This window comes from Streptomyces sp. NPDC102514, assembly GCF_055584525.1.
Genome location: NZ_JBVJLW010000039.1, coordinates 26697 through 40310, shown reverse-complemented (window position 1 = coordinate 40310; position 13614 = coordinate 26697). Strand labels below are relative to the sequence as shown.

Annotated in this window: 13 protein-coding genes; 6 read left to right on the top strand and 7 right to left on the bottom strand. The window is 68.1% G+C overall.

What is annotated here, in order from left to right; all coding sequences use genetic code 11:
* Positions 1–44 precede the first annotated feature (44 nt).
* Positions 45–740 carry a hypothetical protein gene (locus ACZ60E_RS44790; RefSeq protein WP_469448118.1) on the bottom strand — a complete coding sequence of 232 codons (696 nt, stop codon included), beginning with the start codon at positions 738–740 and terminating at the stop codon, positions 45–47.
* On the opposite strand from ACZ60E_RS44790, the gene ACZ60E_RS44785 reads away from it, so the two are divergent.
* Positions 721–1350 carry a methyltransferase gene (locus ACZ60E_RS44785; protein WP_469448117.1) on the top strand — a complete coding sequence of 210 codons (630 nt, stop codon included), beginning with the start codon at positions 721–723 and terminating at the stop codon, positions 1348–1350. The genes ACZ60E_RS44790 and ACZ60E_RS44785 overlap by 20 nt on opposite strands.
* Here the strand turns inward: ACZ60E_RS44785 and ACZ60E_RS44780 are convergent.
* Positions 1247–2488, bottom strand: coding sequence for a phthiocerol/phthiodiolone dimycocerosyl transferase family protein (locus ACZ60E_RS44780; protein WP_469448116.1), 1242 nt, complete (start codon positions 2486–2488; stop codon positions 1247–1249). The two genes, ACZ60E_RS44785 and ACZ60E_RS44780, sit on opposite strands and share 104 nt — an antisense overlap.
* Before the next feature lie 250 nt (positions 2489–2738).
* Here ACZ60E_RS44780 and ACZ60E_RS44775 point away from each other — a divergent pair, with 250 nt between their 5' ends.
* Positions 2739–4331: a GMC family oxidoreductase gene (locus tag ACZ60E_RS44775; protein ID WP_469448115.1), complete on the top strand. Its 1593-nt coding sequence runs from the start codon at positions 2739–2741 to the stop codon at positions 4329–4331.
* A gap of 195 nt (positions 4332–4526) precedes the next feature.
* Here the strand turns inward: ACZ60E_RS44775 and ACZ60E_RS44770 are convergent, their stop codons facing one another.
* Complete coding sequence (locus tag ACZ60E_RS44770) at positions 4527–6203, bottom strand: helix-turn-helix transcriptional regulator (protein WP_469448114.1); 1677 nt, start codon at positions 6201–6203, stop codon at positions 4527–4529.
* A 65-nt stretch (positions 6204–6268) separates the two neighbouring features.
* Between ACZ60E_RS44770 and ACZ60E_RS44765 the strand changes: the two genes are divergently transcribed.
* The 3 genes from ACZ60E_RS44765 to ACZ60E_RS44755 all read left to right on the top strand — a co-directional run bounded on the left by ACZ60E_RS44765 (position 6269) and on the right by ACZ60E_RS44755 (position 11014).
* Positions 6269–6439: a hypothetical protein gene (locus ACZ60E_RS44765; RefSeq protein ID WP_469448113.1), complete on the top strand. Its 171-nt coding sequence runs from the start codon at positions 6269–6271 to the stop codon at positions 6437–6439.
* Between the two features lie 307 nt (positions 6440–6746).
* On the top strand, positions 6747–10007 hold the full coding sequence (locus ACZ60E_RS44760; protein ID WP_469448112.1) for an FG-GAP-like repeat-containing protein: 3261 nt from the start codon (positions 6747–6749) through the stop codon (positions 10005–10007).
* Positions 10008–10231: 224 nt separating this feature from the next.
* Positions 10232–11014: an SDR family NAD(P)-dependent oxidoreductase gene (locus ACZ60E_RS44755; protein WP_469448111.1), complete on the top strand. Its 783-nt coding sequence runs from the start codon at positions 10232–10234 to the stop codon at positions 11012–11014.
* A gap of 63 nt (positions 11015–11077) precedes the next feature.
* Here ACZ60E_RS44755 and ACZ60E_RS44750 read toward each other — a convergent pair whose 3' ends face one another.
* Both ACZ60E_RS44750 and ACZ60E_RS44745 read right to left on the bottom strand, forming a co-directional pair.
* Positions 11078–11485 (bottom strand): hypothetical protein, encoded by a 408-nt coding sequence (locus ACZ60E_RS44750; RefSeq protein WP_469448110.1) that lies wholly within the window; start codon positions 11483–11485, stop codon positions 11078–11080.
* Between the two features lie 8 nt (positions 11486–11493).
* The gene (locus tag ACZ60E_RS44745; RefSeq protein WP_469448109.1) at positions 11494–12006 is read right to left on the bottom strand and encodes a SigE family RNA polymerase sigma factor; all 513 of its coding nucleotides are present in this window, start codon (positions 12004–12006) and stop codon (positions 11494–11496) included.
* A gap of 211 nt (positions 12007–12217) precedes the next feature.
* Between ACZ60E_RS44745 and ACZ60E_RS44740 the strand changes: the two genes are divergently transcribed.
* Positions 12218–12646: a hypothetical protein gene (locus ACZ60E_RS44740; RefSeq protein ID WP_469448108.1), complete on the top strand. Its 429-nt coding sequence runs from the start codon at positions 12218–12220 to the stop codon at positions 12644–12646.
* Positions 12647–13001: 355 nt separating this feature from the next.
* On the opposite strand, the gene ACZ60E_RS44735 is transcribed toward ACZ60E_RS44740, so the two are convergent.
* Together ACZ60E_RS44735 and ACZ60E_RS44730 are read right to left on the bottom strand one after the other, a co-directional pair.
* Entirely contained in the window at positions 13002–13229 is a 228-nt protein-coding gene (locus tag ACZ60E_RS44735) for a hypothetical protein (RefSeq protein WP_469448107.1), read from the bottom strand.
* A gap of 52 nt (positions 13230–13281) precedes the next feature.
* Positions 13282–13530 carry a maleylpyruvate isomerase N-terminal domain-containing protein gene (locus ACZ60E_RS44730; protein ID WP_469448106.1) on the bottom strand — a complete coding sequence of 83 codons (249 nt, stop codon included), beginning with the start codon at positions 13528–13530 and terminating at the stop codon, positions 13282–13284.
* Positions 13531–13614: the final 84 nt, after the last annotated feature.

The window sequence follows — 13614 nt, the reverse complement described above, 5'->3', positions numbered from 1 at the left end:
TCAGGCACAAGATCATCCGGCACCCGCAGAAGTCTGCCGTTGGCTCAGCCCACAACCAAGCCCACAGCCAAGCTCATTCTGCAATGGTCAGTTAGTCCGAAGGAGTACACGAGCGGTTTGCCGGTTTGGCTGTAGGTGGCGTTGGTCGTCATGCTCTGGCCGAACACGGAGATCGGTCGCAGGGTCTGGTCCTCGTAGGTGTAGCTGACTGAGCCGCCCGGCAGGGAGCCGGCCGCGGAGTAGCTGAGCGAGGCGACCAGGCCGGAGGGCTTGTAAGCGGTGCCGGACTGGTAGGTGCCGCCCAGCGCTCCCTCGGTGGCAGGGATCACGGTCGCAGTCTTGGCAGCCCGGTACAGCTTGTCGTAGGCGGTGACCGACGTCGTGTATGCCTCGCCATTCACGTACCGGGTGGACTCCGCGAGCTGTCCTTTGGCGCCGGCGACGGTGTCGTAGGTCCACTTGACCCGCAGCTCGCCCGCGGCGGAGCCCTCGCGCAGCTCGGTCTTACGGCCCAGGCCGTCGTAGGTGTTGAACAGGCTGATGCCGCGGGCGTCGGTACTCGAGATCACCTGGTTGCGGTCGTTGTACTTGGTGTCGGTCCGTCCCTTGTCGGGGTCGGTGAAGGAGAGCTGGTTGCCGACCTGGTCGTAGGTGTAACTCCAGTGGTTGCCGGCCGGATCGGTGACCTTCAGCAACTCGTCCGACGGCGTGTGGTCATAGGTGGCGGGCGACTTCTTCACCGAGGGGCCCGCCGCTGACCTCTATCTGCGCAAGACGGTTCTGCACGACTGGGACGACGAGTGGTGCCTGACCCTCCTGGGCAATTGCCGTGCCGCCACCCGGCCGGGCGGCCGCGCCATGGTCGTGGAGACCGTCGTCAGTGAGATCGGCAAGCCTGACTTCGCGACCCTGTCGGACATGACCAGCTCGCGGTCACCGGTGGCGTCGAGCGGGACCTGGACGAGTTCGACGCGCTCTTCAGCGCTCTGGCTGGCGCCGTGGCCGGACCTACCCCGTGGGCGGCGGATACTTCAGTCTCGAGCTCGAAGCCGTTTGACCGGTCCACCGTCGGCCGGACGGACCGACGCGGAGGGCCACCGGACCGGGGCGTGCCCACCGCCGGAGGGCGGGCCCCGGACCGGGTCGTGCCCACCGCCGCCGAACGCCGACGGGCAGGCACTCCGATGTGATCCGATGAGCCGGTTGCGCCGCATCGCGGCACAGTTCGGCCCGTGCCGGCAGCACCTCAGTCACGGGCCGCCTGAGCGAGGACGGCTGCCATCCGGGGCAGGAAAGCGGCGAGGGGATCGTGGGTCAGTTCCGTCATACGAAGCCGTCCGCCGGTGGTGACGACGCCCAGGACGTGCTCCCGGTCCAACTGCGTGATCTGCGCGGGCCCCCACACGGCCGGTCCCGCGGCGGGCTCCGGTCCGTCGTCGTCCACGCGGCCGAGGTTGGTGATCTGGATGTCGGCGGCGGTCACGGCCGTCATCATGGCTTCGGCCTCCTGCGCGCTGTGCGGAGCGTGTTCGGCCAAGGCCACCGAACCTGCCTTCAGGGCGCTGATCGTCCGCTGGCTGGCGAGAGCCGTGTGCTGCTGTCGGGCGAGCGCCCAGAAGTCGTGTGCATGGGCGCCGTCGCTTGCGGTGCGTGCGCCGGCGAAGCGGTTGGCGACATCGTCGGGAAGGCCCGCGGCACGGCGCAGGTCCACAGGGCTGAGGAGCCGCACGAAAGCGCGGCCTCGCTCATGAAACACCGTGGCCGAGGCAGCGCAGAGCGCCGCATGTACCGACACACCCTGGGCACGCGAGCGCTCCGTGAGGCGCGCGGTCAGCTCCTCGTCGAGGGCCAGCGCATTCAGGTGGGGCAGGACGCCGGAGAAGGGGCGCAGCTTGCCCGGCACGCTCATGCGCTCATCCAACGACGTACTTTCTGCGGCGCCTTCGGGAACCGTCTCTGCCGCAATCCTTTCCAGGAGGTCTTCCTGAGCGGGCGGGAAGGCGCTGGGTGGGGTCGCGAGGGGCTCGCCGTCGAGGGAGCGCACCAGATCCAGCAGAACGCGCAGTCCCCCTGTGCCGTCGGTGACTTGGTGAGCGAACGTGAGGATGACGCGGCATCGCGCTGCCGCGGGGATCAGCACAGCGCGTACGAGGGGGCCCGGCTCCGGTGCGATAGGGCGGGTCTGCTCTTGAGCGACGACGGCCTGCCACGGAGTTCCCGCGGCGGCCGTCTCGACAGGGACTGGCCGTGCCGTCTGCCGGTACACGGCCCCCAGCGGCCGACGGTCGACCGCGACCGTCAGCAGGGGATGGCACTTCTGCAGCTGCGCCAGGGCCGCGGACAGGTCCGGTGCGGAGACCGGCCGCTCCACCGCGGCCACCAGGGAGAACTGGACCGGGTTGCGGCGCATGTACAGGTCGATGGTGCGCTCGAATGCGCCCAGCGGCCGGATCGGAGCTTCCGATTCTTGAGCGTACGTCGTGGTCACAACTGCCCTCTCTGTACGGCGCTTTCGGCTGGTTCCGGCGCCGAATAGGTCTTCGCTTCTTCGGGGGACGCGATGCGGCGTTCATCTGCGGCGGGAGCCAGGGCCTTTGTCGCCTCGACCCCGCGTCCGACGCCGTCCCTGGCCTGCACGCCTATCCACGGCCAGAACGGGCACAGCGATCATGCTGGTCTTTCCGTGCGAACTGAGCAGAGCTTCTGCACAACGGTCTCCCGCCTCGAGAGGAATATTCATGCCGATCCGTCCTGACGCGTTGATCAGCAAGGATCAGCTCCCGGAACAGGTCGATGTCATCGTCGTGGGCGCCGGCAGCGCGGGCTCGGTCGTCGCGAGCCGGCTCTCGCAGCGTCGCGACCGGCGGGTGCTGCTGGTCGAAGCGGGCTCGGCGCTGCCGACGGAGACGAACGCGACACCCGGTGACGCCTTCGCCGCTCTCGACCCGGACAACCTCCACGTCGCCACGACGACACCGCAGCACGCCCTGGACGGCCGCACGATCACCCTCGCCACGGGCAGCGGTCTCGGCGGCAGCAGTTCGGTGAATCTGCTCGCCTGGTTCCATGGACATCCGGAGGACTACCGGGCCTGGGCCCGTTCCGGAGCGGCGGGCTGGGACTGGGACGACGTCCAGCCGGTGTTCCGGCAGATCGAGGATCACGTGGGCGGTCCTGACCCGTTCCACGGTTCCGGGGGACCGATGGTCATCGATGCTCCGCGCGACCTGGAGCAGACCCACCTTGCGCTCATCGCCGCAGGGGCCGAGGTCGGATGGCCGGTGACCGGCGACTTCAACGGTGAGCAGCGCACCGGCGTGGGGACCGTGCCGGTCAACGTCCGTGACGGCGCCCGCCACAGTGTTGTGGACGGGTACCTCGCTCCCGCGGCCGCCCGTGACAACCTGCGCGTCGCGCTCTCCGCCCGCGTGGCCCGGGTGCTGATCGAGGGGGGTCGTGCCGTCGGTGTCGTGCTCGACAGCGGGCGGGTCGTGCGCGCCAGGGAGAGGGTGGTGCTGACCGCCGGAGCGCTGCGCACGCCCCAACTGCTGATGCTCTCCGGGATCGGGCGGGCCCAGCATCTGCGCGAGCACGGCATCGAGGTCGTCGCGGACAGCCCCGGTGTCGGGCAGGGCCTGCAGGATCACCCGATGGTGCCCGCGGTCTGGGCGATCACGTCCGGGCGGACCTATCTCGATGCCCACGACGGAGCATCGATGCGTGCCTACCGGTTGTCGCGGCGCGGGCCACTGGCCCACTTCGCCACGGTTGCGGCGATGTTCCCGCCCGCCGAGGACGCCCCGGCACCGAGTATCCAGGCCCTTTTCTATCTCCTGGGCCTGGACGGCCAGATGCAGCCGCTGGACCGTCCGGCGGTGACAGCCACCATCGCCCTGCTCACCCCGGACAGCCGGGGGTCGGTCCGGCTGGCCTCCGCGGACATCGCGGACGGGCCGGTGGTCGACCCCGGCTACCTCACCGCTCCGCGCGACCTGCCGCGGCTGCGCCAGGGAGTGGACCGGATCCGCGAGCTGATGCGTGCTTCCGCGCTCGATGGGATCGTCGGCGAGCAAGTGTTCCCGCCCGCGGTCGCGGACGGGTCCGAGATCGACGATTGGATCCGGGCGAACGTGCAGACTCAGTGGCATCCGACCGGGACGGTACGCATGGGGCGGGACGTGCGCCTGCCCGTCGACGAACGGCTCGCGGTCCGCGGCGTCGACCGGCTCAGCGTCGCCGACGCCTCGGTCATGCCCTCCATCCCGCGCGGCAACACGCAGGCCCCCACGATCATGGTCGCTGAGCGCGCGGCTTCCTTCATCGGCGGCTGACAGGGCTGTTGCCGGTGCTTTGAGCTGTGGTCGTGAGGCATGGTGACCGGAGGGCCTGCGGCCTGAGCCTCGGTGGGGCGTCCGGTGTGGTGCCGGGAGCGTGGTGATCCACACCCGAGTGGATACGGGCGGCGGTGCGTACCGGCGCGCTGCCCGGCAGCACGGGTGGGAGAGGAAGTCATCGGTCGATGACGGTCAGCCGTGAAGACGTGGGTGTCCCCTGAGTTGCTGGCGTGAGGTGATCTCGAGCTTGCGGAAGATGTTGCGCAGGTGAGCGTCGATGGTGCGCGGACTGAGGAACAGCCGGGCGGCGACTTCTTTGGATGTGGAGCCGGCGGATACGAGGCGTGCGATGTGCGCTTCCTGCTCGGTGAGCTGATCCTGCGTGGTTTCGGACCGGCTCCGGGGCTTCTCGCCCGTGGCGCGCAGTTCGTCGGCGGCCCGCCGGGCGAAGGCCTCGATCCCCGACGCTGTCAGCAACGTATGCGCCCTGCGCAGGTGGTGGCGGCAGTCGCGTCTGCGGCCCTCCCGTCGCAGCCATTCTCCGTACAACAGATGGGCCCTGGCCCGATAGGGGACCAGAGGGCTCTTCTCCAGGTGTTCTATGGCTTCCTGGTAATGCTTCTCGACTCCGTGGACGAGCCCTCGCGCATACGCCGCGATACCTAGGCCCGAGCTGGTTCCGCTGGCGTCGGTGCTCTCGGCAAGCGACTCGAGAGCTGACACGGCGGTGTCGTGCTCGCCGCAGCGGACGGCCGCTTCCACCAGTTCAGGAAGGGTGAAGCCGGTGAGATAGCGGTCACCGTGGGAGGTGGCCTGTCGGGCCGCGGCAAGTGCGGCCGGATATTCGGCCAGGCCGTTGTGCAGCACGGCCGCCGCCCAGTGGGTGTCGGCGTTCAACTGCCCGGTGCCACTCGTCGTTGCCGCCGCGGTGACCTTGTCGAACAGTTCCTTTGCTTCAGTACGACGGCCGCGCATGGCGGCCATCTGCAACCGGTGGTACGTGACGGGCGGCCCGCCGATGGCGTCGGCGAGGGCCTCCTCTTCGACGATCGCCGCCGTTGCCTGCTCGAGGACGCCGGCCAGGGCGCTCCCGGTCGCCGTCTGGGCCAGGCCCAGACGCAACAGGAGAGGCGAGCTCGTCGTGCGGCCCGTCTTCATCAGCCACTCGGTGATCGCGGTGTGGGTGTGCGGATCCCACAGTTCACAGGTGAGTACGACGGCAAGTGCGGGCCGGTGGGCCCACATCGGGGTGCCGTCGCCGTCGAGGACGCTCCGTATCAAGGGGTAGGCGGCCCGGTGTCCCTGGGTGGTCAGCTGGACGAGGGCGTCCAGCACGTCAGCGGGCCTCGGCACCGGGGCCACGGCCTGGGCCGCCTCGAGAACCATGTCCATCACACCGCTGGCCCGGCCTGCGCCCAGGCTCATTTCGAGTGCATCCAGGAAGCAGTCGCGGGACCATTTCGGGTCCACGTCCGCGAGCTGCTCCGCGGCGCGAAGTATGAACAGCGGGCCGTCGTCGTTGTCGTGCCGCAGGATGGCGAGTTGTCCCCGTAAGAGGTCCACGCGGGCGTGCTGTCGCTGGTCCAGTGCCATGGCTTCGACGGTCGTCAGGAGTTGCTGCGCCGTATCGCTCATGCCTGCGTCGATGTGGGCGCGCACAGCGGTCAGCGTCCGTTCGGTCCGCTTGCCCGTGTCCAGGGACAGGGCCGCCGCGCGTTCGAGGAAGGCCGCCGCGGCCGCTGTTCCCCCGCGTGCCTGGGCCCGGGTCGCGGAGTGCTCCAGCTCGGCGGCGACGTCTTCGTCGGGTCCGGTGGCGGCCTGCGCCCGGTGCCAGGCCCGGCGGTCGGGATCCACGGACGCGTCGGTCACCTCGGCCAATGTCCGCTGGGCCAGGCGGCGTTGCGCCGCCGAGCGGGTGACAGAAGCGGATGCGGGTGGCGAAGTCGACGAGCCCGGTGGCGGTGGCGGCCTCGCAGGCCGCCGTCACATGGAGGTTCAAGTGCCGCGCGGCCGGCCACAGCAGCCCGGGATCGCCGGTCGGGTCCGCGCTCGCCACCGTCAACAGCAGCCGTGCCTGGTCCGGCAGAACGTCCAGCCGGGCCTGATAGCTGCGCTCGATGCGGGTCGGCACGGACGACGTGTCCGGCGGGGCGAAGCCTCCGGCCAAAGGGAGTTCGAGCAGCGCCAGGGGGTTCCGGCCCGGTAATGGCGTAGAAGGACACGTCGGGCAGTCGGGGGAGCTGCCCACCCGGCTGATCTACGTACATCTTGCCGACGCGAGAGCGGTCCCGGCCGCACTATTTTGCCGGGCGACGCACTTCGCGTCCCCCATACATGCGTGTTCAGCAGAAAGCTGGTTCGGTGGGCAGATTTTTCGGGAGAAGCGGCTTTACTCGATGGTGCCGTGCTCTGGTGCTGGCCGTGTCGCTGGCGGTCATCACGAGCGTGGCCGTCACGGCAGCGCCCGCGCAAGCGGCTGAGCAGGACCTCGTCCTCACCTTCAGCGCTACGGACATGGACCTGGCCCCCGGTGACGTGCGGGACATCGTGACCGAGATGCAGGAGGACATCCGGGAGCACGGCGGACTGGGCAACGCCCTCCGGCAGACACTCGCGGACAATCAAGCGAGTACGACCATCGATACCTCGAAGTGGCCGAACTTCGATGGCACGGTGGAGCTTTCCTCCGATGGCGCGGGCCTCGCCGTCACCATCCCATCGGAAGAGATCACCACAGCCAGCTACTGGAAGAACATCCTCGCGACCGCGATAGGCATCGTCCTGGGGTACGCGATACAACTCCTCTGCGTGGGCGGACTGACGGCGAGCGGGGCGGGAGCCGCCGTCATTCCACTCGTCTGCGGCCCGCTCGGGGGCTTCTTCACGGGCCTGTTGTCGCCACTGTTGGCGCATGCATTCGAAGGAGACCTGGACGAGCCGGGGTCGCTCGCCGAGATCATCGTCGGAGGGGTGCTCGGGCTGGTGGGGGGTGCTCTGTGGGAGCGGTACCTCGGCCCGTGGGCGAAGCAGAATGTCGGCCCAGCCATGAAGAACGCCGGAAACTTCCTCCAGGCCAAGTTCCCCCTGGTCAAATCCTGGTTCGGGAACGCGGCCGCCACCGGCGCGGACGGACTCGGACGGAACCTGCTCTCCCCGGAACTGCAGCGTCTGCTCGCCGCGGAGTCGGCGATATGGAACGGGGCGGGGGGTGCCAGCCCCGAGGATCCTGGTCCGGGCGGTGACACGGACGACCCCGGCCCGGGCGGTGACACGGGCGAACCCGGTCCCGGAGGCGGGACCGGACCGGTGAAGCCCCAGGTCCGCTTGATGTCGGTGGGGGACTCGATCACGTTCGGCGTCGGCTCCTCTGACGGCAACGGTTACCGGAAGAAGTTGTACGACGACCTGGACCATGCGTCGTTGCAGCCCGATTTCGTGGGGTCGAGCACCTCGGGGGACATGTCCGACCCCGAACACGACGGGAACCGGGGGTGGGTGATCGATCAGATCGCGGAGCCTGCCGCGGCGGATGCGAAGTCGATGCGCCCGAACGTGATGACGCTGATGGCGGGCACGAACGACGTGTACTACCAGAAGGGCGGCGCCGTCGCCGATGCCCCGGCCCGGCTGGGCAGGTTGATCGACCGGGTGCAGGAGAACTCACCGGGTGTGTCGATCGTCGTGGCGACGCTGGTACCGGTGAAGAACGACCCGGCGGCGATGGAGCGGCGCAACACCTACAACGAACAGGTCCGGGCGCTGGTGAAGGACCGGCAGAGCGACGGACAGAAGATCATTCTTGCCGACTTCGGGCCGATGACCACCTCCATGCTCTCCGACACACTGCATCCCAATGACAGCGGGTACACCTTCATGGCGGACCGGTGGTTCGAGGCCATCACGGCCATGGTGGAGAAGCGCTGGGTGATCGAACCGGCCAACGTCCCGCACCTTCCGGACGTCTGCGAGAAGAAGCCCGGTGGCGGCTGGGCGGAACTGGGCCGGATCGCGCAGGGCCCGATCAACAGCGACAGTGCCAGTGCCGGCGTGAAGGGCGAGGTCCATCTCGCAGACTTCGACGGTAACGGCCGCACCGACTACGCGATTGTCACCGACACGGGAGCCGTGTACCTGTGGACCAGGACGGCGGACGGCTGGGTGAACCGGGGCAAGGTCGCCGACGGCAACGGTGAGAAGGGCCGAGGAGCGCAGGTGCGCTTCGCCGACATCAACGGGGACCACGACGACGACTACCTGGTGGTGCACGAGAACGGATCGGTCGAGGCATGGCTCAACGACGACGTGGCCGTCAACGGCGGCTCGGGTTGGCAGTCGATCGGGCTGATCGCCGAAGGAACTGGCGACGGCGGTGACCTGGTTCGCTTCGCCGACCTCGACGGCGACGCCTACGACGACTACCTGGTCGTGCACGACAGCGGATCCGTCGAGGCGTGGCTCAATGACGACGTGGCCGTCGACGGCAGGAGTGCCTGGAAGAAGGTGGGTCAGGTCGCGGAGGGCACCGGCGATCCCGGTTCGAAGGTCCGTCTGGCAGATCTTGACGGTGACAAGGACGCCGACTATCTGATCGTGCACAGCGACGGGTCGGCCGAGGCCTGGCTCAACGACGACGTCGCCGTGAAGGCGTCGGGCAAGTGGAAGTCGATCGGGAAGATCGCCACGGGAACCGGCATCGACGGCACGGTGGAGTTCGCCGAGGCTGACGCGGACGGTGACGCCGACTACTTCGTGGTCGGCTCGGCCGGCACCGCGACCTGGTGGGAGAACGACGACGTGGCCACGCGGGACGACAAGGAGAACGGCTTCAAGAAGCAAGGCGTCTACGGCAGCCACAAACTCGATGCCGCCAACAACGCACGTAATGTGGGCTTCGCGGACCTCGACGGCGACGGAGACGACGACTACCTCCTCACCGGACCCAAGGGTGAGGTCGAAGCCTGGCGCAACGACGATGTCGCCACCCGTGGGACGAACGCCTGGATCAAGGTGGGCCGAGTTGCCGAGGGTGTGTCTCCGGGCAAGGACGAGCGGGTCGTCTTCGCGGACTTCAACGGCGACGGCCGTGACGACTACCTCGTCGTGGACGACACCAACGGCCGCGTGCGCGGCTGGCGCAACGACGGTGTCTTCACCAAGGGCATCACTGCCTGGACCAATCTCGGCGTCATCGCCCAGGGCCCCGCTCTGGCAGTCGAGGGGGCCGTGCAGTTCGCCGACATCGACGGTGACGGTGCCGACGACTACCTCGTCGTGACCTCCGGTCACTCCGCCCACGCCTGGCAGAACAAGGGCACCAATGCCCCCGGTGGCGGCGGCTGGGGCACCAAAACTCTGATCGCCAGCCCCAAGGGCTCCGTCACAGCCACCCAGACGACCCTCTTCGCCAACATGAACTGCGACCGGCGCGCCGACTACGTTCTGCGCGACTCCGCCCAGAACGATGCTCTCTACGGCTGGCAGAACCTCGGCGGCTTCGACAACGAGTGGTCCGACAAGAAGAAGATTGCCTACGGCGTCGCGATGGGCTTCCCCGTGGACGTCCATCTCGCCGACCTCGACGGTGACGGCCTGGACGACTACCTCGTCGTCGACCCGATCAACGGCGCCACCCGCGCCTGGCTCAACAAGGGCGGCAACCAGGCAACTGCCTGAACCGAAACGACCACGCATGCTCCCGGGAGATGGAATCTGACTCCCGGGAGCACCACTTGGCACGCAGCAAACCAGGTCGTGCCGACTGTCATGGTCGAGGAAGGGCACGTCGCCGAACAGGCCGCTATCGCGCGGGCGAGCCGGGCATGGGGCTTGGTGCGGTGAATCGGCACCTGGAGTCGGTTCAGTTTCTTACACGCGAAGCACGCACAGGAGATGCACGTATGGAGTCACATCGGTTTTCCGGCCGCGTCGCCCTGGTTACTGGGGGTGGATCCGGCATAGGAGCCGCGATCGCTCTCCGGCTGGCCGCGGAAGGTGCTGCGGTCGTCATCGCTGGGCGCAGTAAGGAGAAGATGAGCCGAACAGTCCAGCAGGCACCAAAGGGCAGCACGATGGTTCAGCAGACGGTCGACGTCCGTAATGAGGCTGCTGTCGGCGAGTTGGTCAATGGAACGGTCGAAGCGTTCGACCGCCTGGACGTCCTCGTCAACTGTGCGGGTATCAGCGACGTCGGGCTCTTCTCCGAGTTGGAGGCACAAACCTGGCATGACGTGATCGCTGTGAATGCGAGTGCGATCTTCTACGCGGCCAAGGCCGCCATTCCGCACCTGAAGCAGAGCAAGGGCAGCATCGTCAGCGTCGGGTCATCCAACGCACTGCGTAACAATTATGGCCAGCCCGCCTATGGTGCCGCTAAAAGCGCCGCGGAAAGATTGACCGCCAGTATCGCGATTGAACATGGCGCTGATGGCATCCGTGCTAACACCGTGCATCCTGGTGTCATATACCCCACCGGCATGACGGGTCCTCTGGCCGATGTCCCAGGTGCTCTCGACGCGTACTCGGCTCATATTCCTATGCGCCGCACGGGTATGCCCGATGAAATCGCCGCTGTTGTTGCCTTTCTGGCTAGTCCCGAAGCCAGCTACGTCAATGGCGCCGCGATCACGGTCGACGGAGGATTGAATCAGGTAATGCACCTTCCTCCGACTGTCACTCCCTGAGTTTTACGTTGACCGGCCCCGGAGGTAGACGCCCGTCCCGGGTGCCATGCGCACGCCGCTCTCCTATCGGTCGTCGGAGCGCTGTGCCCCTGGGCCGGCAGGCTCCGCCGCCCCGTCGGGCTGCTCCGGATCCGCCTGTCCGCCCGTGGCTGAACGCTCTGCGGTGCTGGCGGCGCCCGAGGGCTGCGGGTTGTGCGGTGTGGTCGTGGTCGGTGTGGTCGTGGTTGGGACGGTAGCCGCCGGTGGGATGGGCTGGGGTCCGGTGTCCGCCCCGGACAGGGTGGCGGCCACGGCGACCGCGCAGGCCACGGCCGCGAGTGTGCTTCCGGCGGCGAGCGTCATGCGGCGGCGCCGGATACGGCGGCCTCCGTTCACGGCCGCGTCGACGACGCTGGGCAGGAGCGGTTCCGGCTCCGCGTCGAGAAACTTCCGGAAGGCGGTGTGCAGGGTGTCGTCGTCGCGCTCGTCCATTCCCGGCCTCACCTGGCCCTCCCCTCTTCGCTGTCCATGTCCTTGACGAGGGCACGGAGTCGGGCGAGCCCGCGGGCGCTCTGGCTCTTCACCGTCCCCGTACTCACCCGTAGTGCGTGTGCGGTCTCCTCCACGGTCCAGTCCTCCCAGAAACGCAGGACCAGCACAGCCCGGTAACGGGGCGACAAACCCAGCAGCGCCTCTCGCATCATCAGGCGCAACTCCGGTGTGACCGGCCCGGTGGCGGACACATCGGGCGGTTCGCCCACCGGCTCCTCACGCCACTCTCCCTTGCGCCACTGGTCGATGAAGATGCGGGTGAGGACGGTACGCGCGTAGGCGTCCACGTTGCCGTCCCGGCTGACCCGTCCCCAGGCCGCGTAGAGCTTCATCAAGGTGGTCTGGGTCAGGTCCTGCGCCTGGTGCCAGTCCCCGCACAGCAGATAGGCGCTGCGCCGGAGCTGGGACTGCCGCGCCTCGGCAAATTCCCGGAACTCCCGTTCCCGGACCGCTTCCCTCACCCTTGCCAACCTCCATTTGCGCACCACCCCGCCGTACTTACATACGGGGATCGGACCTGCGGGGTTGCATGGTGAGGCAAGAAAATTCTTTCCGCCGTCGCGTGCAACCTGGCTGCTTCGGTTCCCGTACTTCTGTCACACGAGGGCTTCCGCGCCGTCAGCGCGGTGGCCCCGGATCCGAGGCACCTGACACTCGAACGAAGGAAGAACCTTGAAGCACCGCAAGATCTCGCAGAGTCGCCGTCGGCTGTACAGCATCGCCGCCGGTACCGTCCTGGCCGCCGCGGGCACGGCCGGCATCGCTTCCGCGGCCACGGCCCCGAGTTCCCACTCCGCAAGCACCGCGGACCGCGCCGACACCGCCGCACCAGCGGGCAACGGCGCAGAAGAAGCGGCTCACCAGGGCGGCGGCGCGGAAGAAGCGGCCCAGCAGGGCGGCGGCGCGGAGGAAGCGGCTCACCAGGGTGGCGGTGCGGCGGAGCCGGCGAACGGTACGGCGCAACCGGCTCACCAGGGCAACGGTGCGGCGGAGTCGGCCGACCAGGGCGACGGCGCTGCGGAACCGGCGGTCCCCAACAGCAGGGATGCTCGCCCCTACGCGGAACTGTCCCCCCAGGAGAGGGCGAACGCCGCGGGCTGACCCGCTGAGCACGGTCGCAGTGTGATCGGGGTCGGCGCACGTGGTGCGCGGGCCCCGGTCGTGTGTCGGTCACTGCCTCGGTCCCAAGTGCGTAGAGCTCTGGTGAGACCCGCTCATACAACGCCGCACAGGCCGCGCTCTGGTGGACGGCTGCGGGCAGAGGCACGCCGCTGCACGCCTACACGCGGTGCGAGAAACGGTGGTGGGTCTCTTGCGGCTCGGTGACCGTCACCGAACTGGACGTGGACTTGTCCAGCGCGGTCGCCGGGGAGATGCGCGACAGCCTCCCAGGGTTTGCAGAAAGCGACGCTCGCCGACCCTCCTCATGGGGATGCCGGCGCACGACCAAGGAAGATCAGACAGCGACCGTTCGTCCTGGCATCGCGGCGAGCCGGTCGATGGCAGGGGCGCCCGTCTCTACCGGCTGCGGGTCCTTGAAGTTGCTGATGTGCACCGGGAGTTGCGGATGCATCACCTCGCAGAACGCAATGATGCGTATCACCACGGAGTCTGCGAACACCGGGGCGCGTCCGGTGGCCCTGCCCAGATCCCCGCTGTGCAGGAGGTGTTCCATGGTCAGCATGTCGAGCGCCGTCCGGCCGGGATTTGGCCGAGCCGTGTGGTGACCGGGCGCTTCACTGCGCCTTCCTGTTCGAATGCGGCGATGAGCACTGTCGGTTGTCCTGAAAAGCAGAGGTGAGCGGCTTGGTTTCTCCGGTCATGGGGACCCGGAACTTGCGCTGGACGTCCAGCAAGTGGTCCACCACTGCATGGACGTCCCACTCGTCGCACGGGGTGGGCGACGACTGTTCTTTCTCGTCTAACGACTCGATGAGTTGTCGCACTTCAAGAGTCACGTCGGCGAAGTCGGTCACTGCAGTCATGTGTTCCTCCTGCGTCGTACTGCTGCTGGGTGAGTGCTGCTCAAGGCCCATGGTGCAGTACCCGTGCACTGTGTCGAGAGGTAC

Excerpts from the sequence above, each read along its gene's own strand:
- ACZ60E_RS44775 (WP_469448115.1), top strand. The coding sequence starts at position 2,739 with ATGCCGATCCGTCCTGACGCGTTGATCAGCAAGGATCAGCTCCCGGAA.
- ACZ60E_RS44755 (WP_469448111.1), top strand. The coding sequence starts at position 10,232 with ATGGAGTCACATCGGTTTTCCGGCCGCGTCGCCCTGGTTACTGGGGGT.
- ACZ60E_RS44750 (WP_469448110.1), bottom strand. The coding sequence starts at position 11,485 with ATGGACGAGCGCGACGACGACACCCTGCACACCGCCTTCCGGAAGTTT.
- ACZ60E_RS44735 (WP_469448107.1), bottom strand. The coding sequence starts at position 13,229 with ATGCTGACCATGGAACACCTCCTGCACAGCGGGGATCTGGGCAGGGCC.
- ACZ60E_RS44730 (WP_469448106.1), bottom strand. The coding sequence starts at position 13,530 with ATGACTGCAGTGACCGACTTCGCCGACGTGACTCTTGAAGTGCGACAA.